We start from the raw sequence: 21,375 nt of genomic DNA, 5'->3' as shown, positions 1-21,375 counted from the left end.
ACAGCCCTGACCAACGCTCGTAAGGAGGAAACGAGTAGTGACCACGGTCAGCAGTTCCCGGACCGCCGGCGAACACGTCACCTCGCAGGACCTGATGCGCAAACTTGGGCGGGAACTCGACGGTGAGGTCGCCTTCGACGATTACACCAGGCGCCTATTCGCCCAGGACGCGAGTATGTACTCGATAACTCCGATGGGCGTGGTGTTCCCCCGTCACGCCGGGGATGTGGTAGCCGCAGTCGCGGCGGCCGCCGAACACCGTGTACCAGTGGTCCCGCGCGGGGCCGGCACCAGCCTCGCCGGCCAGACCATTGGGCCCGGCCTGGTACTGGACCTGTCCCGGCACATGAACCGAATCCTCGAGATCGACGCCGACAACCGTACGGCCCGGGTCGAGGTGGGCGTGGTGCAGGACCAGCTCAACCGGGCCGCCGCCCCGCTGGGACTGATGTTCGGCCCCGACACCTCGACCAGCAACCGCGCCACGATCGGCGGCATGATCGGAAACAACTCGGCGGGCAGCGGATCGGTTCGCTACGGGATGACCATCGATCACGTACGAGAACTGGACGTGGTGCTCAGTGACGCCAGCCTCGCCCACCTGGCACCGGTGAATGAGGCAGAGCGGGCACGCCGGGCGCAGGCGGCCACCCTCGAAGGCGACATCTACCGGCAGCTCCCCGAGATCCTGAGGCGGAACTCCTCCGCCATCGCCGAGGGGTTCCCGAAGTTCTGGCGGCGAGCCGGCGGCTACCGGCTGGACCGGCTTGCCGGGGACGGACCGTTCGACCTGGCGAAGTTCGTCGTGGGCTCGGAGGGCACGCTTGTGGTCGCCACCCAGGCCCTGGTCGACCTCGTGCCCAAGCCGCTCCGTACGGTGATCGCCGTCGGCCACTTCACCTCGACGCCCGCCGCCATCGCGGCCACCGAGGATGCCCTCTCCTGCGATCCGGCCGCCATCGAGCTGATGGACCGTACGATCCTGGAACTGTCCAGGCAGAAGATCGAGTACGCCTCGCTGGGCACGATCCTGGAAGGCGACCCCGGCGCGCTGCTCTTCGTGACCTTCTCCGGGGACGACGAGGGCCGGATTGTCGGCCAGTTGGAGCGGTTGACCGCGCTGTGGCGGCGCCACGGCCACGGCTACCACACGTTGGAGGCGGTCACGGCCGACCAGCAGGCGGCTCTGCTCAAGGTACGTAAATCAAGCCTGGGCCTGCTGATGGCCGCCAGCGTGGGCTCACGCCGCCCGCTGGCCTTCATCGAGGACACCGCGGTCGATCCCGTGCACCTCGCCGAGTACACCCAGCGCTTCAAGGCGATCCTGGACCGGCACGGCCTGACGGCCGGGTTCTACGGGCACTGCTCGGTCGGCTGCCTGCACATTCGCCCCTTCCTCGATCTCACCGATCCGGCGCAGGTGCATACGATGCGCTCCGTCGCGGAGGAGATCAAGGACCTGGTCAGAGAGTACGGCGGCGTCAACTCCAGCGAGCACGGCGACGGGCTGGCCAGAAGCGAGTTCAACCGGGAACTCTTCGGCGACGAGCTCTACGAGGCCATGCGCCAGGCCAAAAGCGTCTTCGATCCGGAGGACCGGATGAACCCGGGCAAGATCGTGGATGCCCCGTCGATGACGGACAACCTGCGGGATCCGGCACTGCCACCGGCCACGCCGTTCCGGACGCGGCTGTCCTTCGAAGTGGTCGGCGGCATGCGCGGCGCCGCGGACCGCTGCATGAACATCGGGCTCTGCCGCAAGAGCGCCGCCGGCGCCATGTGCCCCTCGTACATGGCCACACTTCAAGAAGAGCACTCCACCCGCGGCCGGGCCAACGCTCTGGTCAACGCTCTGTCGAAGCCCGACCCGCGGACGGCGCTCGGCGACGAACGGCTGCACGAGATCCTGGACCTGTGCCTGGGATGCAAGGCGTGCAAGAGCGAATGCCCCCTCGGCGTGGACATGGCCGCCCTCAAGAGCGAGACACTCTCGCACCACCACGACCTGCACGGAATCCCGCTGCGGTCCCGGATCTTCGGCGCGATCCGGTCGCTGAACCGCCTGGGTTCGGCGACCGCACCGCTGTCCAACCTGCCTGGACGCATGCGACCGGTGCGCCGGCTGATGGACCGGCTGATCGGTATCACCCCGGCCAGGCCGCTGCCGATGTTCACCCGGGCCAACTTGTTGCGCTGGTTCAGCCGCCGCACGAGCACGGCACAACCCGTCACCCAAGGAACGGTCGTCTTCCTCGCGGACTCCTTCACCACGTACACCGAACCGGGCATCGGCCAGGCGGCCATCGAACTGCTGGAACTGGCTGGGTGGCAGGTCGAGTTGGGAGCCGACGGCTGCTGCGGCAGGTCCAGCCTGTCAAAAGGGCTTATCGATGACGCCCAGCACAAGGCCCGCGAACTCGCCCACGCGCTCAGCGCCCGTGGGGAACCAGGCTCACCGATCGTGGGCTGCGAACCGTCCTGCCTGATGACGCTGCGGGACGAGCACCTGTCGCTGCTGCCCGACGACGTGGCGGTCAAGGACGTCGCGGGCCGGGTAAGGCAGGTGGAAGAGCTCCTGGCGGAGGCCATCGACGACGGGCGGCTGCGGCTGCGCGCGGATTCCTGGCTCGCTGGGCGCAGGCTGCTCTACCACGGCCACTGCCATCAGAAGGCCGAAGTCGGCACCGCCGCGACCATGGCGCTGCTCAACCGGATCCCCGGTGTGACGGTGGACGAACTCGACGCCGGATGCTGCGGCATGGCCGGATCCTTCGGATTCGAATCCGAGCACTACGACCTGTCGATGACCGTGGGCAACGACCGCCTTTTCCCGGCCATCAAGGCGGCCTCCGAAGACACCGTCGTGGTGGCGACCGGCGTGTCCTGCCGACAGCAGATCTCCCATGGCGGCGGACGCCGCGCCGTCCACCCGGTGGAACTCGTTCGGTCCGCGCTCCACACCACGTGACAGACCGGGCGGTCCCGGCTGAATTCCTCCCCGAAGGCGGGGCGCACTCGATGCTCAGCACCGCCGCCGGGGCCGGCACATCAGTATGCCGTGTCACTGCCCGCCCGGCCTCGGCCGCGCCCTGCGCGAAAACCGCCGAGCGGCAGACACACCAAGAAGGGAGACGACGCAACTCGCCCCACACGAGTCTCTCGTGCAGTCAGTGCGCTGAAACATCCGGCAGTTTGCACCTACAAGGAGGTAGGTCGTTGGCAACGCAGACATCTACATTCCGGCGCCGATCCGACATGAAGCGATGGACCAGAATTCTGCCGGTCATCGTCTTCGTCTACATCATCTGCTACATAGACCGAACGAACATCAGCTTCGCCCTGCCCCACCTCCAAGTGGACATGCACCTCTCCGGGGCACAACAGGGCTTCGCGAGCGGTGTCTTCTTCTGGGGGTATCTGCTGCTTCAGGTCCCCGGCGGATACATGGCCGAGCGGTGGAGCGCGAAGCGGTGGGTCGCGATCCTGATGGTGCTGTGGAGCGCGGCCGCAGTGGCCTCAGGACTGACGCACAACTATACCGAACTCGTACTCACCCGCTTCCTGCTCGGGCTGGCCGAGGGCGGCGTACAGCCCGCGCTGATGTCCACCATCCGGTCGTGGTTCCCGTTCGCCGAACGCAGCCGGGCCTACGCGATCTTCAAGCTGTACACGCCGATCGCCGCAATCGTCGCCGCTCCGTTCTCCGGTGTCATCCTGACGTACGCGGACTGGCGCTGGATGTTCATCATCCAGGGCGGCGCCCCACTCGTGCTCGGGCTTGTCGCATGGCTCGTCATCATGCGCGACACGCCGGCGAAAGCCGAGTGGCTGTCGGCCACCGAGCGAAACCACATTGAGAAGTCCCGCACCGCGGAGGGCGAACCGCTCGAGCACCGTGGGACGTTCAAGGCAGCGTTCAGCAGCCCGATCGTGTGGAGGTTCGCCCTCATCTACACACTGACCCAACTGGGTCTGCTGGGGCTCTCGATGTGGTTGCCGAGCGTGCTCAAGACGGCGTTCCACACCGACATGAAAGTCGGTCTCGTCGCGATGCTGCCCCAGATCGCCGCCGGCCTGGCGATCATTCTGATCGGCAGGTCCGCGGACCGCCACGGCAGGCACGCCACCCACATGGTCGCCGTCCTCGGCGTCGGAGCCGTGGTCCTCGCCGGGGCGGGCCTGATCTCGGCCCAGCAGAAGTGGCTCGTGCTGGGGGCGATGATCCTGGGCACCGCGGCGTCGATCGCCTGGTACGGACCGTTCTGGGCCACCGTCACCAAGCTCACGCCGGCGGCGGCCGCGGGCGCGGGCATCGGGATCATCAACGGGGTCGGCAACCTCGGCGGCTTCTTCGGGCCCTACATCGGGGGATGGCTCAAGGACATCAGCGGAGGATACGCCCTCACGCAGGTGTTCTTCGGCGCGGTCTTCGCGGTGGCGGCGCTGCTCGTCCTGACGCTTCGGAAGAAGCTGCGCGAGGCGACGAGCGCCCCGCCCATCGGTACCGAAGCGGAGGGAGCGGAGGGATCACCCGCTGTCAGGCCTGTCTGACAGTTCCTTCTCGCCCTGTCACCTGTGGGCCAGGCGGCCGGATGCCGACCGACTGGCCCACAGGCCCGATAGGTGCGGGAGCCGGCTTCGACAACTTTCAGGACAGGAACGGTCCACAGGGGCCGACAAGGGAGATGTGCGGTGCGGTTGGTCAGGTATCGCAAGGCAGAGCACACCGGACGTGGTGCGCTGATCGGCGAGTACATCCACGAGATGGGCGACAGCCCGCTCGCCGGCTCACGGCCCGGACCCAGGATCGCGGCGCTCGACGAGGTGGAGCTCCTCGCGCCCTGCGACCCGCGGGTCATTGTGTGTGCGGGAAGCAACTACGCAGGACAGATAGCGGAGAAGCAGCGGCCGTGGCCGACCCAGCCGCCGCTGTTCCTCAAAGCGCCCAATGCCGTGGTCGGCCCCGGTGCGGCGGTGGTCCACCCGGCCGGACTGCGGAGGCTGGAGTACGAGGGAGAACTCGCCGTCGTGATCGGCTGCACCGCCCGCGACGTTCCCGCGGCGTCGTTCGCCGACTACGTACTCGGCTACACCTGTGCCAACGACATCACCGCGGACGACTGGCGCGCGGACGGGCAGTGGACCAGGGCCAAGAGCGCGGACACCTTCTGCCCGCTCGGGCCATGGATCGAGACGGACGTGGCCGACCCCGGGGCGCTGCGGCTGGACACCCTCGTCAACGGTCGTACGGTCCAGGACGGCTCCACCGCCGACATGGTCTTCGGCGTGGGCGAACTGCTGGCCTTCGTCACCCGCTGGATCACCCTGCAGCCAGGTGACGTACTGCTCACGGGCAGCCCCGCCGGCGTGGGTCCGCTGGTCCCGGGGGACCGGGTCGAAGTCCGGATCGAAGGCGTGGGGACACTGCCCAATCCGGTGGTCGGCACGGAGCCGCTCGGCGCGCCGGGCACGACGTGAGCGTTTGACCCCGCCCCGGCCGATGAGTCTGCGCTCTCCTATGGCCCAACGCCCGCCCGCGAAGCCGTCGGCCCGGCTGCACCCGTCGTGCAGGTGATTGTTCAGGTTGACTGAGCGCTGCGCGTCCGACCCGTGGCACCTGGACGAGCCCGGAGATGGTCGACCGAGGTCGCTAGGGCGCGTATTGAGTCGTGATCAATGGGTAGTCCGGGTGAGGTCTTTGATCCAGATCATCGAGGCGCGCAGGTGGAGGCCGGCGAGGTAGCTCTGCCTTTCGCCGCGTAGGCGAACCGCCCTTCACGACCACACTTCGCTCAGCCCCGACCGGTGCCCGCGCTGGCCGGGGCTGCTGCTGTCACCGCAGGGCGTGACCGGCCAGAGGCCGACCACGTTGCCCAGGCATGGACGCCTACGATCACCTCGACCTCGACGAGATCGACTTCGCGCCGGTCGAGCACACGACCAAGCGCCTGACCCTGCTCTCCCTCGAGGAGGCGCACGATCTGCGGCGCCTGCTGGTGGCAGTCGCCCAGGCCGGCGGGTTGATGTCCCGCGAGGCGGCGCGGCTGGCGCGGGAGATCGTCGCCCGTATCCCCTCGGGGAAGTGACCGCATGGCCCGGATGAGCCTGGACATGGGGGCCGCACCCGAGGTTCGGGTGCGGCCCTGACGCGTTCCGATGTCTGAACCCGGATCCACCGGCTTGATTTCGGTGTGATCGTTTCGGGGTCGTGCAGGGCGTGTCGGGGTTGAGTTGCGGATTCGGGCGTGGGGTGGCCGCTGGTCTGCCCAGCCTTTCCACTTTTCAACAGGTCTCGGGCCCTTTCGGGCAGGTCGGTCGGGGAGTGTCAGGGGGTTGGTGGCGCGTGCACGATGTTGAAGAGCTGGGTGAAGTTGGTGCTCCAGGGCCAGCGTTCGGGCAGGTGCAGGGTGAGGCGGCGGGCCGAGCGAGCCAGGCGGGCGGGCCCGTTGATCAGGTGGTCCCGGATGGTGGCGGTGGTCGCTCTGGCATGGAAGGTGCCGGCCAGTGCGCCGGCGGCGCGGGTCAGGTTGTGTGCCAGGGCCGCCATTGCGAGCCAGGCGGCATTGGCCTGGAAATGCCCGGAGGGCGCGTGGGCGAAGGCGCTGTTCTTGACATCGGCGATCACCTGCTCGACGACGGCGTGCCGTCGGTGATCACGCTCGGCATCGTTCAAGGAGAGCGGGGAGTCGGTGAACGCGGCGTGGTAGCGCCAGGTGTCAAACAGCGTGCCCTGTCCGGCGGGGACGGCTTGCGCGCTCAGGCGTTTGACGCGGCGCACGATCAGACGGGCGGTGACCTGCTGCTTCTTCGGCTTGGAAGTGAAGGCGGTGTAGGTGGTCTCGGCTATCTCGGCGTCGGAGATCCAGCACTGGCCCTCCTCGTCCCAGACCGCCTTGGGGTACTTGATCGGCGTCCAGGCGTCCTCATCGATGCGGGCGATGGCGGTCTTGACGGAAGCGTTCATCCGCACGGTGATGGAGAACCGCGCGCCCAGCGCCCGGCAGGAGTTGACGACATCGGCGCCGTAGAACGCCGAGTCCGCGCGCATCACCAGCAGGCCGCTGGCGCCGCAGGCGCGGGCGGTGCGGATGGTCTCGGCGACGAACGCTGCCGCCCCGCGCGCGGAGTTCGAGGGTCCCTTGCGCAGCCTGGTGGCGGCGATGACCGGGGCGGCCAGGGGTGTGGAGACGATGCCGAGCAGCGCGTTCAGGCCCTTGACCTTGCTGTATCCGTAACCGGCGCCCTGCTTGGCGTAGCCGTAGGTGCGGCGGATGGTGTCATCGATGTCCACGTAGGCGACCTGGTCCGCGCCGGGCAGCAGCGGGGCATGACGGGCCAGTTCGGGAAGGAACCGGCGGGCCACAGCGTGCAGTTGCTTCACATGCACGTGCGTGAAGGAACGCAGAAACGGGGTCTTCAAAGTTGAGCGGTGTGGAGGTGTCCGCGGGCTCGGCGGGTGGTGACGCAGCGTGTGCGTAGGCGTTGGTTGTCGGCGTTACGGAACCCTTGCATTTTGAGTTCTGGGTCACGCCGAGTGACAGGTGCTGGTCGGGGCAGGACTGATTCAGCGGTTCTCATGACAGCAGGACGGCCTCTGCATGATCGTGTCTTCTCGCCACGAGTTGACAGACGATCAGGCAAAGGCCGTGATGCATACTCTTGCTTCTCCCATGTCCGGTGTCGATGCCCTCCGCGAACTGGCTACGTTCCGCAGCCAGTTCCGCTCCTATCTGTACCGTCGGGGCGATGCGCTGTTCGAACTTGCTGATGCGATGTTGTGCACCGCCGGTCCGGTGCAGTCACCGGTGGAGCTGTCGCTGGAGCCGGAGTTCCTCCGGCGGCACAGTTCGGTATACGACGCGCTGCACCACGGGCGGGTCTCGACCGACCTGCTGCGGCAGGCCCTGGTCCGGCATCTGTCCCCGGCTCGGACGGGCGAGCCGCTGATGTTCGCCATCGACACCACCCCCCTGGCCCGTCCCGACGCCCGCTATGCCGACCAGCGGACCATGGTGATGGTCCGCGGCAAGGGGCCTGACATGTTCTTGCCCGGCTGGGACTACAGCGTCCTGGTCGGCATCGGCTGGGGCGCCACCTCCTGGGTGCAGCCGCTGGAGGCACAACGGGTGCGTCCCACCGAGCAGGCCGGCGAGGTCGCCCTTCGGCAAATCCGCACTCTGCTGGCAGACTTGCAGGCCACCGGCCGCTGGCAGCTGGGGGACCCACCACCGTTGATTCTGCTGGACGCCGGCTACCGGGGCGCAGAACTGGCCAGCGAGCTGGACTGCCTGCCCGTCCAGTTCCTGGTGCGACTGCGCAGCAACCGGCGCTTCCACTTCGACCCGCCACCACGACTGCCCGGCACCAACGGGCGCCCCCAGCGGCACGGCGCGGAGTTCTCCTGCGCCCGCCCCGACACCCGCCCGGCGCCCGACAGCGAAGTCATCCTCGACAGCGACCGGTACGGGAAGGTGACCATTCGCGCCTGGCACAACCTGCACCAGCAGCTGACCCGCCGCTCCAGCTGGTGGAGCGACTGGCCCGAGGACAAGCCCTTGCCCATCGTGCGCGGCACCGTCCTCCAGGTGCAGGTCGAGCGTCTGCCGCACGGCGGCGGCACGGACAAAGACTTGTGGTTGTGGCACCTCGGACCCCAGCCCGCTGACCCCGATCTGCTGTGGATGGCGTACATGCGCCGCTTCGACCAGGAACACTTCCACCGGTTCGTCAAGGGCCACCTCGGCCTGGGCGCCGCCCGCCTGGACACGGCCGAAGCCGTCGACCGGTGGATAACCCTCGTGCTGGCCGCCTACACACAACTACATCTCGCCCGGGACCTCGTCGACGATCTCCGCCGCCCCTGGCAGGCCCGCCCGCCCCTTGGCACCACCTTGAGCCCCTACCGAGTCCGATTGGGGTTTCGCCGCCTCCGCGCGAAACTCCCCGCGATCACCAAGCCCCCGAAACCCCGGCCCGCGGGGCCCGGCCGCCCCAAAGGCTCACGCAACAGGCCGAAACATCCTCGCCCCACCTACAGACCCCCGACCAGCACCTGTCACTCGGCGTGACCCAGAACTCAAAATGCAAGGAACCCGAAGGCGGCGCGCGCGACGAGCTTGATCACGCGGTTGATCCCCTCGCTCTTGGCGTTGCTGTGGCCGGTGTCGATGAGCGCGGAGATCTCGGTCCACCAGCGGTCGACGGTGACGGCGAGCTGGCGGACTTCGGGGATATCGGCGTCCGCGCACCAGGTCAGGAACTTCCACCGCGCGTGGCCGATGCGGTGGCGGTCGGCGCCGGTGCGGGCCAGGGCGAGGAGGTTGCGCAGGGATTCCTTGGCAATCCATGCGGTCAGCAGGACGCGGCCGATCTTCCCCTCGGCCAGCAGCGGGTTCCACATCTTCGCGAACTGCTCATCGGTGAGGTCCTCGCGATTGCGCAGCAGGCGCCGCCTCGCCTTCCACTCCGGGTCACTGGCGCGTCCACGCCGTCCCCGGACCTCGGCGGTGGTGCGGCGCCGGACCATGGAGAGCATCTTGTTGGCGAGCTGGACGACGTGGAAGTGGTCGACCACGACGGTGGCGTCGGGCAGGCCGGTGCGGATCGCGGCGCGGTAGGTGGCCGACATGTCGATGGCGACGTGGCGGATGTTCTTGCGCCAGGTCAGCGGTGTGGTGGACAGCCAGGCCAGGACGTCGGCGACGGCGCGGCCCTCGACCTGGCCAAGCAGCCCGCCGTGGCCCAGCGCGTCGACAAACCCGGTGTGCCACCGGTCCCGGGTCAGATGCCACTTGCCGCTTTCGGGGTCCTGCTCCCACTTCGTCTTGCCCCGCCGGGTCTCGTCGATGCCCAGCACCGTCACCTTGGGCAGCGGGGCGTCGACGACCTCGCGCGCCGATATACGGAAGGCGCGCATCACCGTCGGCCAGGACAGATGCAGGTCGCGGGCAGCCTGGATGACCGTGGAGCCGGCATCGCGCACCCGGCGCCCAGCCGCCTGGCGCAGCCGGGCGGTGATCCGCGCTCCGGCCGGTATCTGGGCAATACTCTCGGTGAACGACTTCCTCGGGCACGCCAGCTCGCGGCACCACCAGCGGCGCTTGTGCCAGAAGAACTCCAACCCACGCTCTCCGTAGGGGATGTCACGCGGCCGGGTCACCGCCGGCCCCTTCACCCGGGAGGCGATGACCCCGCAGGAGGGGCAGGCCCGCGCCGCCTCGTCCGCCGTGGTCAGGTGCACCCGACGCGTCCCGTCGGCCAGTGACTCGACCCGCACGACGGACACCCCGTCGAGACCCAGCAGCAACGTCGTATCGTTGACCAAGCCCGTGGCTCCCCAATGATCCTTCTGCGTAGAGAACAGAAATGATCAACCAGGACCACGGGCGTCCTGCGTCCGGGGGCCAGTCCCGCCACGCATATCACCCACCGTGACGAACAGTCAGCGTCCCTGGTGAGACGCACCGCTCAAGTTCGAAGACCCGCCATTGGACGACACCGTGCGCAGCGGCAAGCGGGGCGCGGTCAAGCCCTTCCCGATCACCCAGGAAGCACCGGTGTGGGGGACGGTCGAAGAGCCCGGTGAGAGCCGTCTGGCGGCGGACACCCGCTGCACCATGCCGCTCACCTGCGTGTTTACACACGCGAATACTTGTCTTTGCCAAGTTTTAGTCCGGTTTCGTGGTGATTTCGTTTGCCTGCAGCAACCAATTTCCATATGTTTGCCCTGAGCAACGAACCCGAGGTCACAGGTCGATGGGCTGTGCGAGGAGGAAGACCATGAACAAGCGGATGCGGCGTATCGCGACCACCGGCGTTTGCGCCGTAGTCGTGTCAGGCGCTCTGTTGGGCGCCGGCGGTTCTGTGATGGCGGCCACCCCTCGGGCGGCCGGGCACGCCCCCGCTGCGACCACCCTGGTCGACGCCGGCCATCGCTCCTTCCCGCGCAGCATCGCCTACCAGCGCACCGATCCCTGGGTCGCCGACCAGTTGGCGGTGTTCTCCCTCCCGGCAACCGAGCGGCCGGCGATGTCCGACCCGTGGATCAAGGACCAGCTGGCGCTAGTCGCGCCCGCCCGTTCCTGATCTTCTGGCGGATGCTGCTGCCGGGGTAAGCGGCCCGCGGTGTGGGAGCTGACCGGAGTCGGGTGTGTGACGGGAGCATCCTTGGACCCCGCGTGGGGGAGGGGACCCGGCGGTGGGGGAGATCCGCCGGCGGGCTGTCCCTCCTGGACACCGGCGGCCTCGGGGCGCACATCGCCGCCGGGGCCGGGAGTGCGACCGCTGCAAGGCCACCCATGGTGTCGGCTGAAGAGCCCTCTCGGTTGGCTTTCCGAATCTGTGCGTCGGGCGGACGATCGGATCGCCCTTCCCGGCGCTTCAGCAAGCAGGCGGAATGCTGGTTGCGCAAGTCCGACGATCCCGCCGTCAGGCCAGCGCAGGCATGAAGCCACCGCGGGCGGTGCCCGAGGACAGCAAGGCAGACCAATCGAGCGCCTCGGGCAGTTGGTCCAAAGACAGGACGACTGCTCCGCCGGCCTGCTCGGCATCCGCGCACCAATCGCCCATGCCGTTCGATGCCGTGCCACCACCGGCGCCCTCGACCACCGGCGCAGCGAGAGCGGGGACAACGAGTCCGTGGTCCCCAGGTCCGTCTACGACGCACAGGGTGAGTCGAGGGACGATGCTCCACCCCTCACACAAGGGCACCGCCTCGTCCGACGCGGTCAGCAGCGGCAGGGCATCGTGGACGGGCGCGTCGGCCAGCAGGAGCACGGGCGTGGCACCACGGACGAACAGAGTGTTCTCAGGATCCAGCATCACGGGACCACTCTCGCAGGCGGAGAAATCGGGGCGGCAGGGAGGTAACGAGCAGGGCAACGAGCGCGCGCGTCGGCCCAAAAGTCTCAAACCAATGCCTGACATCCTGTGCCGCTCGAAAAGTCGTCGCTGCACTCAGGCAGCGTATCTGTACTGGTTGACGAGGCCGCCGAGGATGCGGGTGCGCAGGAGTTTGTGTGTGCCGACATCTGTTGCAACAGGCTGTTCCTGGGCATCGGGTGGTAGCTGGTTGCGGGCCTGGTGGGGGCGGTGTCCGTTGTAGTGGCTCTGGTAGCCCGCAAGGACCTGTCGGACATGCGCTTCGCTCAGGATGAGGACGTGGTCAAGGACCTCGCGGCGGATGCTGCCGATGACTCTCTCGCAGTGGGCGTTCATCCGAGGCGCCCGGGGTGCGCTCGTGATCACGTCCCGCTCCTCCGCCTGGAAGACCGCGTCGAACGCTGCGCCGTACTTGCCGTCGCGGTCGCGCAGGAGGAATCGCAGGGACTCCATGCGTACGCCGAGGTCTGCAGCGAGATTTCGTGCCTGCTGTACCGTCCAGTCCCGCGTCGGATGGGCAGTGACACCGGTGATGTGCAGGCGCCGGGTGCCATGCTCGAGGAAGGCCAGCGCGTACAGCCGCTTGCCGAGCGCGGTGTCGATGTGGAAGAAGTCCGCTGCGATGATGCCCTCGGCCTGGGCGGTGAGGAACTCACGCCAGGTCGGGCCGGAGCGACGCGGCGCAGGGTCGATGCCTGCTACGTGCAGGATTTCCCATACTGTCGAGGCTGCGATCCGGTGCCCGAGCCGAGCCAACTCGCCCTGACTCCGCCTGTGGCCCCATCGCGGATTCTCGCCGGCCAGTTACAGGACGAGGTTCTTGATCGCCGTGGTAGTGGGCGACCGACCGGTGCGCCTGCGTGCGCTGTAGTCCCACTTCACGGCGATGAACCTGCGATGCCAGCCGAGCAGGGTGCCGGGTGTGACCGGGAAAACGTGGCGCCAGCGCAGGCGGGGTATCAGCCCCGACAGGGCTGCGAACCAGAACCGGTCCGCTGGCTCGTAGCTGACTGGTCGGGTCAGCTGTCGGCGCAGGACCGCATTTTCGTGGCGGAGTACGAGCAACTCGGCGTCCTTCGCCGCATCGCTGCGGAGTAGTACCGATGGGAAGGAGATCAACTTCCGGGTCACCTTGTACAGCAGGCGCACGAACACCCGGTCATGCTCTCAGTCGACGAACCGTCACCGCTGCCACCCGCAGCGACGGACTTTTCGAGCGGCACAGGACGTGAAGACATCGGAGTGGTCGGCGAGCGCGGCCTGAAGTCAGTCGATCAAGGCCTCGACCTGGGTGGACGATTTATCGGCACCCGCACCGCCGCTGCCGCATCGACAGCTTCGTCGACCTCCAGCGCCGCATCCACCGCCACCATCAGGCGATCCGCGCCGCCTTGACCACCGGCATGAGCAACGGACTGACCGAGAGCACGAACACCAAGACCCGCCTGATCATCCGACGCGACTTCGGCTTTCACACCGCCGACGCCATCATCGCCCTCGTCATCCTCAGCCTCGGCGGCCACCGCCCCCACCTACCAGGCCGTCACCCTGCGTGAACCCACCCACGGAAACGAAATACGGCAAGAGAGCCATATTTCCTCGGGGCAGCCATGGTCAGAACTCCTCTCATGAGAACCATCTGACTCTCTGTCAACTCACTCCGCATCTCGGGGGAACCTCACGTACGTGGCGTCAGGCTAATGCCGTACGGGCGTCCGCGTCAGCGCGTTAAAACGTACTGAGATGTGGGCGAACCCGCTGCGACGGTACGCCGAACGGGAGACCTTCGGGTGGGATACGCGCCACATCACGCGTCGGCGGAGGTGTTGCCATGCCTGGTCACTTCACTCACATCTACACCGCGCGCCGGGTCGCCGACCTGCTCGCCAGCGGCAAGTTCACGGACTGGCCCGACATGGGCAAGGGGAGCAACGCAGTCAAGGGCTACACCCCGGAGTACTGCGGCAGGATCATGTGCAAGTGGGAGAAATTCACCGCGATCGGCGCGATCGGACCGGACCTGTTCTTCTTCTCCATGGACTGGAATAACCCGATCCTGGGCCCGCGGTCGGACGACATCATGCTCGCCCTGGCGACGTACTACTTCTTCGACGCGGCGAAGGAGGACCACTGGGAGCCGCTGCTGGACATCCTGCAGGACGTCAACAGCCCGATGGTGTCGATCCTCAGATTCCTGATCAAGCTTCAGCAGAAGTGGAAAGACTTCGTGGCCGTGTGGAACGGGACGATCGGCCCGCTGGTCGACGCGGCGTCGGAGATCATCGATGACCTGACCGGCGGCGTCCTGGGCGAATTCAAGGGCGCCCTGGAACAGTTGCTCAACGAGATCGAGGCCCTCGGGGTGGAGGGGATCACGACCTACGCCGATCTCTGGGGCCTGATGAACACCAAGATCGCCAAGGGGTGGGACGAGCAGTCGTTCCTCTGGAGCGACATGACGCACTACCGGCGCACGTCGGCGACCTGCCAGGCGCTGGTCGATCAGGCCGAACGGATGCGCGACGGCACGGACGAGGGCGAGGAGCGCTTCGAGCAGTTCCTCGCGTATGCGATGGGCTGGATCGTCCACGTGGGGACGGACACGATCGCCCACTCCTTCGTTAACGAGCAGTGCGGCGGCCCCTACCGTGACCACCCCACCCGCCATCACCTGATCGAGAACCACATCGACGCCTGGAACTACGCCCAGAGCGGTGAGGGCGGCACAATCCCGGCCGACCCCTGGGGCAAGACCGACGACTACCCCGAACTCTCATCCTCGGCCCTGTGGTTCGCAGTGCAGCTCACACCGGAGTGCCCGCGCGGCAAGCAGCGGCCGTCCCCGCTGTCGGACGACCCCGACAAGCGCAAGAAGCAGCTCGACGTGGACGGCGAGATGCCGAAGTGGATGGCCGAGGCCATCACCGCAGCGCTGATCCACACCTTCGACCACCACCCGCACCCCCTGATCTACCAAGGGGACACCTACCAGCGGCAGATCGACCAGGGGAAGCTGACCAACGTCGTGAAGTCGGTGACCGGACACGGTCTGGACCGCCCGTTCCAGGAACTGCTGGACGCGATCGCGCCACCGCCGCCGTTCCCGGTGCCGACCGGGTTCCCGCTGCCATGGGAGGTCGCCACGGCGTACCGGCTGATGATCACGCTCTACAAGCAGAACTTCAACGGCGGTTGGGAACTACCCAAACCACGCGTGCCTGACTTCGTCATCATCCCTCCGCTGTCGGACCTCACGGATCTGTTCCAACCGCCGGACTTCACCGGCATCGACCTCGACAGCGGCATCCTGATCGAGGACGTCTGCGATATGTTCGTCGCGCTGGTCCAGTGGATTGTCAAGAAGATCCGGGATGTCATCAAGCTCATCGGCGACCTGATCAAGGCCCTCCTGAGCCCGTACACGTACGGCATCCGGATGCGGCTCCACGACATCGCGATGGGGGTCTGGGACGTCACCACCAAGATTCACGACGTGATGGCGCACTGCGGGATCCTCATGCCGCACGCCGAGGCACGCTATGAGGACAACGGCGAGCTGAAGTGGCCCAACGAGATCGACCTGCCACTGATCACCCTTGGCGGCACGGTCGACGGCGCCTTCCGGCAGGCCCTGGCCGACGCGGGCGACGCGTTCGGCAACCTCGACCAGGACCAGCACGTCGTGGTCAGTCACTCCGTCCGGGACCGCAACTACCCGTACTACCCGGTGCTTCAGTACCACGCGGACGGCAGCGAGCCCGACGGCTCGCCTCTGGCTCCCGACGACTGGGAATTCCGCCGCCCGTGGGCCTACCCACAATTCAGCGAAACCGAACAGGGCGGCCACAACACGCCCACGCCGACGCCCCCGGAGACCTACGACCCGAGCAAGTGCGACCCGAACGGCCCCAGCACCAAGGGCGGTTACAAACCGCTGCGCCCCGGGCCGTATACCGAGGGCACTACGCCGGACCAGGTCTTCTTCCGTACGAACGGCGGCTTCAGCGCGGAGTACCGGCACCGCTACGAGACCGCACAGACACCCTGGCAGACCGACCAAATCAACGAAGACGCCCTCGGCACGGGCCCCCTCGGGCGCAGTCCACTCGGCGACCCCGTCCCCTTCTCCGCGTACCTGATCGGAAGGCTGGCGAACCGGACCAACTACGCCACGCAGTTCAACCTGGACGCCGACCGCGCCTACGCCTACCTGACCTGGGACTGGATCCGGGGGATGGAGACCGATCGGGAGGACCCGGGCTTCACGTACGCGCTGCCCGTCGCGGCGCCCTGGCTGGACAAGAATCGCTGGAAGAAGTCGTTCGGCAACGAGCCGATGCAGTTGCACTACGTCGACCCGCCTCCGCCTCCGCCTCCGCCACCGATCGGGGTCGTCGAGGAAGTTCCTGGGGCCGAGGACGTGCCTGGGGGTGAATCATGACCGAGGAACGGCGGGAATGCCGCTGCGGGTGCCACCGGCACGAACATCACCGGTGCGACTGCGCATGCCACCACGGGGACCGTGAACACTGCCACGACCACGACCACGACCACGGCAAGGGGGACGGGGGCGGTGGCCACAAGCCTCCCGACGGGACCACCATTGGTTGGAAGAACCCCAACCGGCCGGGCCGCCACTGCGGTACGTCCACCGGTCAGGTGCCCGGCGGCCGGCTCACCCCGGGCGACTTCAAGCCGCAGCCCGGGAACCAGTGGCCGGGTCAGCGCGGCGATCTGTATCTGCCGTTCCTGTTCCTGCGGGCCAACGCCGGTGATCTCGGCGCGCGGCCGGTGGTCGGCCCGTTCTGGGAGAGCCCTGACATCCTGCTCCTGGCGGGCGTCGAGCCGTCGACCGCGCCGCCCGTCCCGCCGGAGCTGGGGCAGACCGCACTGGCCGGGAAGCCGAACACGGTGTATGCGCACGTGTGGAACTTCGGCCTGGCAGCGGCGCCCAACGTCGTCGTCGAGTTCTACTGGTGCGACCCGTCGCTCGGGATCGGGCCTTTGGGCGCGCACCTGATCGGCTATGCGTCGGTCGCGCTGGGCGCCCGGGGCAGCGCCCGCGCACACGCGGTCGTCAAGTGCCCGACGGCCTGGGTGCCGACCTTCGTCAACGGCGGCCACGAGTGCCTGCTGGTCCGCGTATGGGAGGAGACCAGCGACGGGCTCGGCACCCCCGCCTGGGACGCGGCGCTGAACCGGCACATTGGCCAGCGCAACATCCACGTCGCCGCCGGAGCCGGGCTCCACGCGACGGCCCGGCTGACTGGTGAGCCGCTGCTGCTGCCAACGCCGATGGCACCGCTCACCCTCAAGGTCGGCCCGCTCTACGGCGAACCGGCCCAGGTCCAGGTGGCCCGCGCGGCGCCACACGAAATGCCGTGGCTCCAGCTGCGTACCGGCACCCGGGGCCAGTTTCCTGCCCAGGCGGCGCCCACGGGCACGGCGCTGCTCTCGCCGCCGACGACGATCGGCGGGGGCACGTCGAACGGCGGCGCGGCCGAGCACCAGGTGACCGGGGACGATCAGCAGATCGCCTTCACCACGAGCGACAAGGCGCCGGGGCCCGGCGAAGCGCACGTCTACCGGGTCACCGCCAGCCAGCAGGGCCAGGTCTTCGGCGGCTACACGGTCGTGCTGCTGGGCTAGGAGGCTTGGACGGGTGAAGCCGTCTTGATCGGGTCAAGTTTGCGCGATGGTGCAGGTTTGGGCTGTTCAGGCGGCTAGTCCGGCTCGTCGGAGGTAGTCGTCCAGAGTCTTGTCGTAGGCGCGGGTGGCGGTCCGGAGTGCCGTGGGCTGGTCGGTGTCGGCGAGGTCGGCCAGCCCGGTGCGGATCAGCCGGTCATGAACCCGGGTGAGGAAGAGGGCCTGCTCGTGGCCGGCGGGGGTGAGCTGGTAGCGGTGGGTGCGCGGGATGCGTTGGATGATTCCGTGGGCGCGCAGGCGCCGCAGGTCGTAGGACATCTGCCCGGCGGAGATGGTCTCGGGCGGTTTCCCGAGCAGAGGCGCGAGTAACGCGCGCAGGTCGCGGTTGGCGAATCCGCGGGGCAGGAGCTTGAAGACCAGCAGGGCGTGCAGCAGTGCTTGGGCGCGGGGGTCGGCGAAGCGCAGGCCGGGGATGCGGGTGCCCTCGGTGGTGAGGTTCGGGTCGGTGACGGCGGAGAAGACCTCCGCACCTCGGGCCGGGTCGTGGCTGAGTCGCTGGACGCCGAGCAGGCGCCGGTTGGCGGTGAAGCCGATCTGCCGCAGCGCGGGCAGGTTGGTCAGCCGTTTGCCGATCCGGAAGTCGGTCGGGTTGTTGATGGTGGTCTCAGTGCGCAGGGCGCGTCCTTCCTTGTGGTACTGCTTGATCCGGCTGGTCTTGTAGTCGACGTGCAGGCTGGGGACGACCCCGTCGGTGAGCACGCGGGTGCGGAAGGTTCCCGGGGTAGGACGTGGTCCGCGGTGGAAGATGCGCCGGTCGAAGATGAGGCTGATCTGGTCGGGGCGGCCCAGGTCGAGGTTGTCCCGGATGACCTGCTCGAAGAAGATCCGCCCCGATTGTGGGCGGTCGAGCATCTGGGTGAGGGAGAACTCGGCCCGCAGGATGGACAGGTCGTAGCGGTAGCCAGCGACCCGGTCGGCCGGGCTGAAGGGGTGCGGCAGTGCGGCGAGCCATTTCCTCAGCAGCGCGTCGATGCGGGCTCCGTCAAGGGTGTCGCACAGGTCCTGCAGACCGGCTGGGTCATCGACCGCGGCGAAGGCGTTGTCCAACGGGGTGAAGCCGATGCCGGCCTTCGTGGCCTGCCGCTTGGCCCACTCGTGGCCGTTGAGGCACAGTTTGGCGTTGTAGGGGAAGTAGGAGCAGAAGTTCAGGAAGAACGGACCGAAGTCGCCATCCACGCAGTAGAAGTAGTACTGGTTGACCATGCCGGTGGTCTTCACGATCCACGGGTAGCTCTTACCCGCGGCGTCCCGGCGTTTCTCGGTGCGGAAGACCGTGGCCCGTTCCTGGGCCCGGCCGATGAACAGGGGTGTCGGGCCTTCCACGCCGTGATCACCGGCGCGATCAACGCCCACTGCTCGTCGGACAGATCACTCGGGTACGGCTTGCGCATGCTCATGCCACAACTCAAGCGAACCCCGAACGCCTGACCGGCAGCGATGCCCCAACGTCACACCATCGAGCGATGACAAGGCGGACGGAAGTTCACATACCGCACTCTCAGATCCACCAGCGTATCCGTCGCCTCGTGGCTCTCATCCGTTGCGAGCGTGAGGGCGTTCTCACCAGGAGGAAACCGATGTGTCTCCAGAAACGACGACATCAGGACCCTGAGCGCTGAAGAGGTCTGCTCGCACCAGCCACGCACCCATTCCGAATCGAGTCGCTCGCCAGACACGCTCATCCCTTTCGACACACCTGCAGTCCGGCATCCACGAACCTCGAAGAACCTATCGGAGGCGCGTCACGGACGTGCTGCCCGCGACGCAAAGCCAGTGCTCATAGCCAATGCGAACGCTTCCACAGTCGGAAAACTGGAGCTGGCGAACGCCGCGCGAGACGCTGGCGCGCGCGCTGAGCTCGAAGCCCGCGGGCCTGACGGCAAATGGCGTGCGGACGTATTGGCCACCGACCGCAATGGAGGGGCCTGGTCGACGGCACTCGAAGCGCAGCTCGCGCCGATCACCGACGTCGACATCACCGCCCGTACTGAGAAGATGCGCGCTGACGGCGTCACGTCGATCTGGTTCAGCGACCGGCCCAGTCCGCCCTGGCTCGGCACCGTCCCCTCCGTCCGCCTGTCACGGCCCAACGGCGAGGAACACCTCATTGTCGCCGAGGGCCTGGTGAAGTTCGAGGGGAGAGGTTGGAGCCCGGTCACAACCTCCCTGAGCCAGTTTTTGGCCTGGGTGTTTGCCCGCCGCGTCGTCCCGCACGTCCCGCGGACCCTGCTGGGATGCCGGCAGCGGGCACTTGTTACGGTGTGGACGACGCCGCAGTGCATTCGGGCTGAGGACGCGTATCTCCTTGAGGAGGAGCGGCGGCGCCGCACCGACGAAGCCCGCATGGCCGAGCTGGAGAAGGCGCGGGTCGCGACCCGCGCCAAGGATGCGGCCGCCCGGGCGAAGGCTCTGGCCGAAGCGGCCGCGGTCGAGCAGACAGCACGCACCCACCAAGCTGGTGCCTGGCGCCGGGAGATGGCCCTGCATTTCCGCCGGGGGATCGACGAGGCCCTCACGAAGCTCGCCGAGGAGCATGGCATTACCGCAACGGCGGGCTACAGCACCGGCGACCCCCGGTACGCCGGCGGTGTACCTCTTGTAGACGAGGAGGGCGTTCCGGTCGCGGTCTTCGACCCAGACCCCAAGCGGGTTCGCGCTGACGCGTTCTGCCTTATGACCGAACTTCTGCTGCTCTTCCCGAACAAGGCGAGCCAGCGGTACTTCAACGATGCCCGGAACATCAAGAAGGAGTACCGGCCGATCGGTGGCTACCGCACCGACGCCGTCAAGATCGCCCCGACCTCCCCGGCAATGCCGCCCCGGTCCTGAGGGGGCGACAGGCGGGGATTCATGGTCACTGGCGAGCGGTGGAGCGATTTCGGACCCAGAGTCGCAGAGCGCTGAGCTAGGCAAGGGGAAGTCTCGCCGACGCCTGATCGAAGCGCCGGCAAGTGGAGGGGCTTGGCACGGTCTGGATCCTGACGGCAAAGCCGGACGCCCCCTGGTGATTGCGTAGTTCTTCAAGCCTGCTCGCCATCGACACGGCCGCCGTCCGGGCCGCCGTGGACCGGTAAAAGCGGCCCCAGTGACGGCTCGAGCGCAGAGAATTCGGGCCCATCTGAGTCGGGTGCGGATCCTCTCGGGGGACGGTTGAACTGGGGTTTTGCTGATCTGGGTGTGGGTGGGGTGTTGTCGTCTCTACCGTGCGGGTAGAGGAGGCGGTGCCGGATGGGCTCGTTGATCGGGGAACTGGAGGCTCGGCAGGCGGCGGTGCGGTCCCGGGTGGAGGAACTCGAGCGGGAGATCGCCGTGTTGACCGTGCGGTTGGAGGCTGAGCGGGACCGGCTGGAACGGTTGACCGTGACGCGGGAGACGCTGGAGGAACTCGCGGCTGAGGGAGTGGCCGTGGACGCGGTCGAGCCGGTGGGCGGGGGCCGGGTGGTGGGAGCGCAGACGGTGACCGTGTGGTGGGAGGGGATGAGCAGCGCGGATCTCCCTGCGGTCTACCGCGACATCGTGGGCGTGATCGACGACGGGCCCGAGCCGGTGCAGGCGAAGCAGGTCGTGCCGAGGATCGGCCTGCCCGCGCAGACGTCGAAGATCGAGGGGACGCGGTCGAAACTGAAGCGGCTGGTCGAGCGGGGCTGGCTGGACGAACAGACACCCGCACTGTTCACCGCGTCGGCCGGAAGGACGGCGACCGGTTCGGTGCGGTGAGCCAACTCCCGGTGGTCAAGGGGCTCTTCTTCCTACCGTCGTAGGTGCCAACCAGGAACGACGGCCGGAAGA

At 67.7% G+C, this 21,375-nt stretch carries 14 protein-coding genes and 3 pseudogenes; 11 read left to right on the top strand and 6 right to left on the bottom strand.

Features of this window, described 5'->3' with window-relative positions:
• Positions 1 to 37 precede the first annotated feature (37 nt).
• The 4 genes from ACQEXA_RS59530 to ACQEXA_RS59515 all read left to right on the top strand — a co-directional run bounded on the left by ACQEXA_RS59530 (position 38) and on the right by ACQEXA_RS59515 (position 6,086).
• Complete coding sequence (locus ACQEXA_RS59530) at positions 38 to 2,968, top strand: FAD-binding and (Fe-S)-binding domain-containing protein (RefSeq protein ID WP_433135060.1); 2,931 nt, start codon at positions 38 to 40, stop codon at positions 2,966 to 2,968.
• 287 nt (positions 2,969 to 3,255) lie between these two features.
• A complete protein-coding gene (locus tag ACQEXA_RS59525) occupies positions 3,256 to 4,551 on the top strand; it encodes an MFS transporter (RefSeq protein WP_433135059.1) in 1,296 nt (431 codons plus the stop codon).
• Between the two features lie 141 nt (positions 4,552 to 4,692).
• Positions 4,693 to 5,478, top strand: coding sequence for a fumarylacetoacetate hydrolase family protein (locus ACQEXA_RS59520; RefSeq protein ID WP_433135057.1), 786 nt, complete (start codon positions 4,693 to 4,695; stop codon positions 5,476 to 5,478).
• A gap of 401 nt (positions 5,479 to 5,879) precedes the next feature.
• The gene (locus ACQEXA_RS59515) at positions 5,880 to 6,086 is read left to right on the top strand and encodes a DUF6417 family protein (protein WP_433135055.1); all 207 of its coding nucleotides are present in this window, start codon (positions 5,880 to 5,882) and stop codon (positions 6,084 to 6,086) included.
• Positions 6,087 to 6,325: 239 nt separating this feature from the next.
• Here the strand turns inward: ACQEXA_RS59515 and ACQEXA_RS59510 are convergent, their stop codons facing one another.
• Complete coding sequence (locus ACQEXA_RS59510; protein ID WP_433135517.1) at positions 6,326 to 7,468, bottom strand: IS1380 family transposase; 1,143 nt, start codon at positions 7,466 to 7,468, stop codon at positions 6,326 to 6,328.
• 202 nt (positions 7,469 to 7,670) lie between these two features.
• Here ACQEXA_RS59510 and ACQEXA_RS59505 point away from each other — a divergent pair, with 202 nt between their 5' ends.
• A complete protein-coding gene (locus ACQEXA_RS59505) occupies positions 7,671 to 9,068 on the top strand; it encodes a transposase (RefSeq protein ID WP_433135054.1) in 1,398 nt (465 codons plus the stop codon).
• Positions 9,069 to 9,076: 8 nt separating this feature from the next.
• Here the strand turns inward: ACQEXA_RS59505 and ACQEXA_RS59500 are convergent, their stop codons facing one another.
• Entirely contained in the window at positions 9,077 to 10,324 is a 1,248-nt protein-coding gene (locus ACQEXA_RS59500; RefSeq protein WP_433135053.1) for an ISL3 family transposase, read from the bottom strand.
• A gap of 455 nt (positions 10,325 to 10,779) precedes the next feature.
• Here ACQEXA_RS59500 and ACQEXA_RS59495 point away from each other — a divergent pair, with 455 nt between their 5' ends.
• Positions 10,780 to 11,085: a hypothetical protein gene (locus ACQEXA_RS59495; protein ID WP_433135051.1), complete on the top strand. Its 306-nt coding sequence runs from the start codon at positions 10,780 to 10,782 to the stop codon at positions 11,083 to 11,085.
• A 342-nt stretch (positions 11,086 to 11,427) separates the two neighbouring features.
• Here ACQEXA_RS59495 and ACQEXA_RS59490 read toward each other — a convergent pair whose 3' ends face one another.
• Positions 11,428 to 11,820, bottom strand: coding sequence for a hypothetical protein (locus ACQEXA_RS59490; protein ID WP_433135514.1), 393 nt, complete (start codon positions 11,818 to 11,820; stop codon positions 11,428 to 11,430).
• Between the two features lie 135 nt (positions 11,821 to 11,955).
• Positions 11,956 to 13,035 (bottom strand): annotated as a pseudogene (locus ACQEXA_RS59485) (integrase core domain-containing protein).
• A gap of 161 nt (positions 13,036 to 13,196) precedes the next feature.
• Here ACQEXA_RS59485 and ACQEXA_RS59480 point away from each other — a divergent pair.
• The 3 genes and pseudogenes from ACQEXA_RS59480 to ACQEXA_RS59470 all read left to right on the top strand — a co-directional run.
• Positions 13,197 to 13,436 (top strand): annotated as a pseudogene (locus ACQEXA_RS59480) (transposase); the annotation flags it as partial.
• Between the two features lie 275 nt (positions 13,437 to 13,711).
• Entirely contained in the window at positions 13,712 to 16,321 is a 2,610-nt protein-coding gene (locus ACQEXA_RS59475) for a hypothetical protein (RefSeq protein WP_433135050.1), read from the top strand.
• Positions 16,318 to 17,529, top strand: coding sequence for a hypothetical protein (locus tag ACQEXA_RS59470; protein WP_433135048.1), 1,212 nt, complete (start codon positions 16,318 to 16,320; stop codon positions 17,527 to 17,529). Before ACQEXA_RS59475 ends, ACQEXA_RS59470 begins: the two co-directional genes overlap by 4 nt.
• A 66-nt stretch (positions 17,530 to 17,595) precedes the next feature.
• Here ACQEXA_RS59470 and ACQEXA_RS59465 read toward each other — a convergent pair whose 3' ends face one another.
• Both ACQEXA_RS59465 and ACQEXA_RS59460 read right to left on the bottom strand, forming a co-directional pair.
• The gene (locus ACQEXA_RS59465) at positions 17,596 to 18,909 is read right to left on the bottom strand and encodes a hypothetical protein (RefSeq protein ID WP_433135548.1); all 1,314 of its coding nucleotides are present in this window, start codon (positions 18,907 to 18,909) and stop codon (positions 17,596 to 17,598) included.
• Positions 18,903 to 18,983 (bottom strand): annotated as a pseudogene (locus ACQEXA_RS59460) (transposase); the annotation flags it as partial. The pseudogene ACQEXA_RS59460 and the gene ACQEXA_RS59465, both read right to left, overlap by 7 nt.
• A gap of 151 nt (positions 18,984 to 19,134) precedes the next feature.
• On the opposite strand from ACQEXA_RS59460, the gene ACQEXA_RS59455 reads away from it, so the two are divergent.
• Both ACQEXA_RS59455 and ACQEXA_RS59450 read left to right on the top strand, forming a co-directional pair.
• Positions 19,135 to 20,415: a competence protein CoiA gene (locus ACQEXA_RS59455; protein ID WP_433135047.1), complete on the top strand. Its 1,281-nt coding sequence runs from the start codon at positions 19,135 to 19,137 to the stop codon at positions 20,413 to 20,415.
• Between the two features lie 399 nt (positions 20,416 to 20,814).
• Complete coding sequence (locus tag ACQEXA_RS59450) at positions 20,815 to 21,303, top strand: hypothetical protein (RefSeq protein ID WP_432922887.1); 489 nt, start codon at positions 20,815 to 20,817, stop codon at positions 21,301 to 21,303.
• Positions 21,304 to 21,375 lie beyond the last annotated feature (72 nt).

It is taken from the genome of Streptomyces sp. CA-106110, from assembly GCF_050936285.1.
Classification (GTDB): domain Bacteria; phylum Actinomycetota; class Actinomycetes; order Streptomycetales; family Streptomycetaceae; genus Streptomyces.
This window is presented reverse-complemented; position numbering and strand designations above follow the sequence as displayed.

Coding starts and splice junctions, on each gene's coding strand:
- ACQEXA_RS59525 (WP_433135059.1), top strand. CDS start 3,256: ATGAAGCGATGGACCAGAATTCTGCCGGTCATCGTCTTCGTCTACATC.
- ACQEXA_RS59515 (WP_433135055.1), top strand. CDS start 5,880: ATGGACGCCTACGATCACCTCGACCTCGACGAGATCGACTTCGCGCCG.
- ACQEXA_RS59505 (WP_433135054.1), top strand. CDS start 7,671: ATGTCCGGTGTCGATGCCCTCCGCGAACTGGCTACGTTCCGCAGCCAG.
- ACQEXA_RS59495 (WP_433135051.1), top strand. CDS start 10,780: ATGAACAAGCGGATGCGGCGTATCGCGACCACCGGCGTTTGCGCCGTA.
- ACQEXA_RS59490 (WP_433135514.1), bottom strand. CDS start 11,820: ATGCTGGATCCTGAGAACACTCTGTTCGTCCGTGGTGCCACGCCCGTG.
- ACQEXA_RS59475 (WP_433135050.1), top strand. CDS start 13,712: ATGCCTGGTCACTTCACTCACATCTACACCGCGCGCCGGGTCGCCGAC.
- ACQEXA_RS59470 (WP_433135048.1), top strand. CDS start 16,318: ATGACCGAGGAACGGCGGGAATGCCGCTGCGGGTGCCACCGGCACGAA.
- ACQEXA_RS59450 (WP_432922887.1), top strand. CDS start 20,815: ATGGGCTCGTTGATCGGGGAACTGGAGGCTCGGCAGGCGGCGGTGCGG.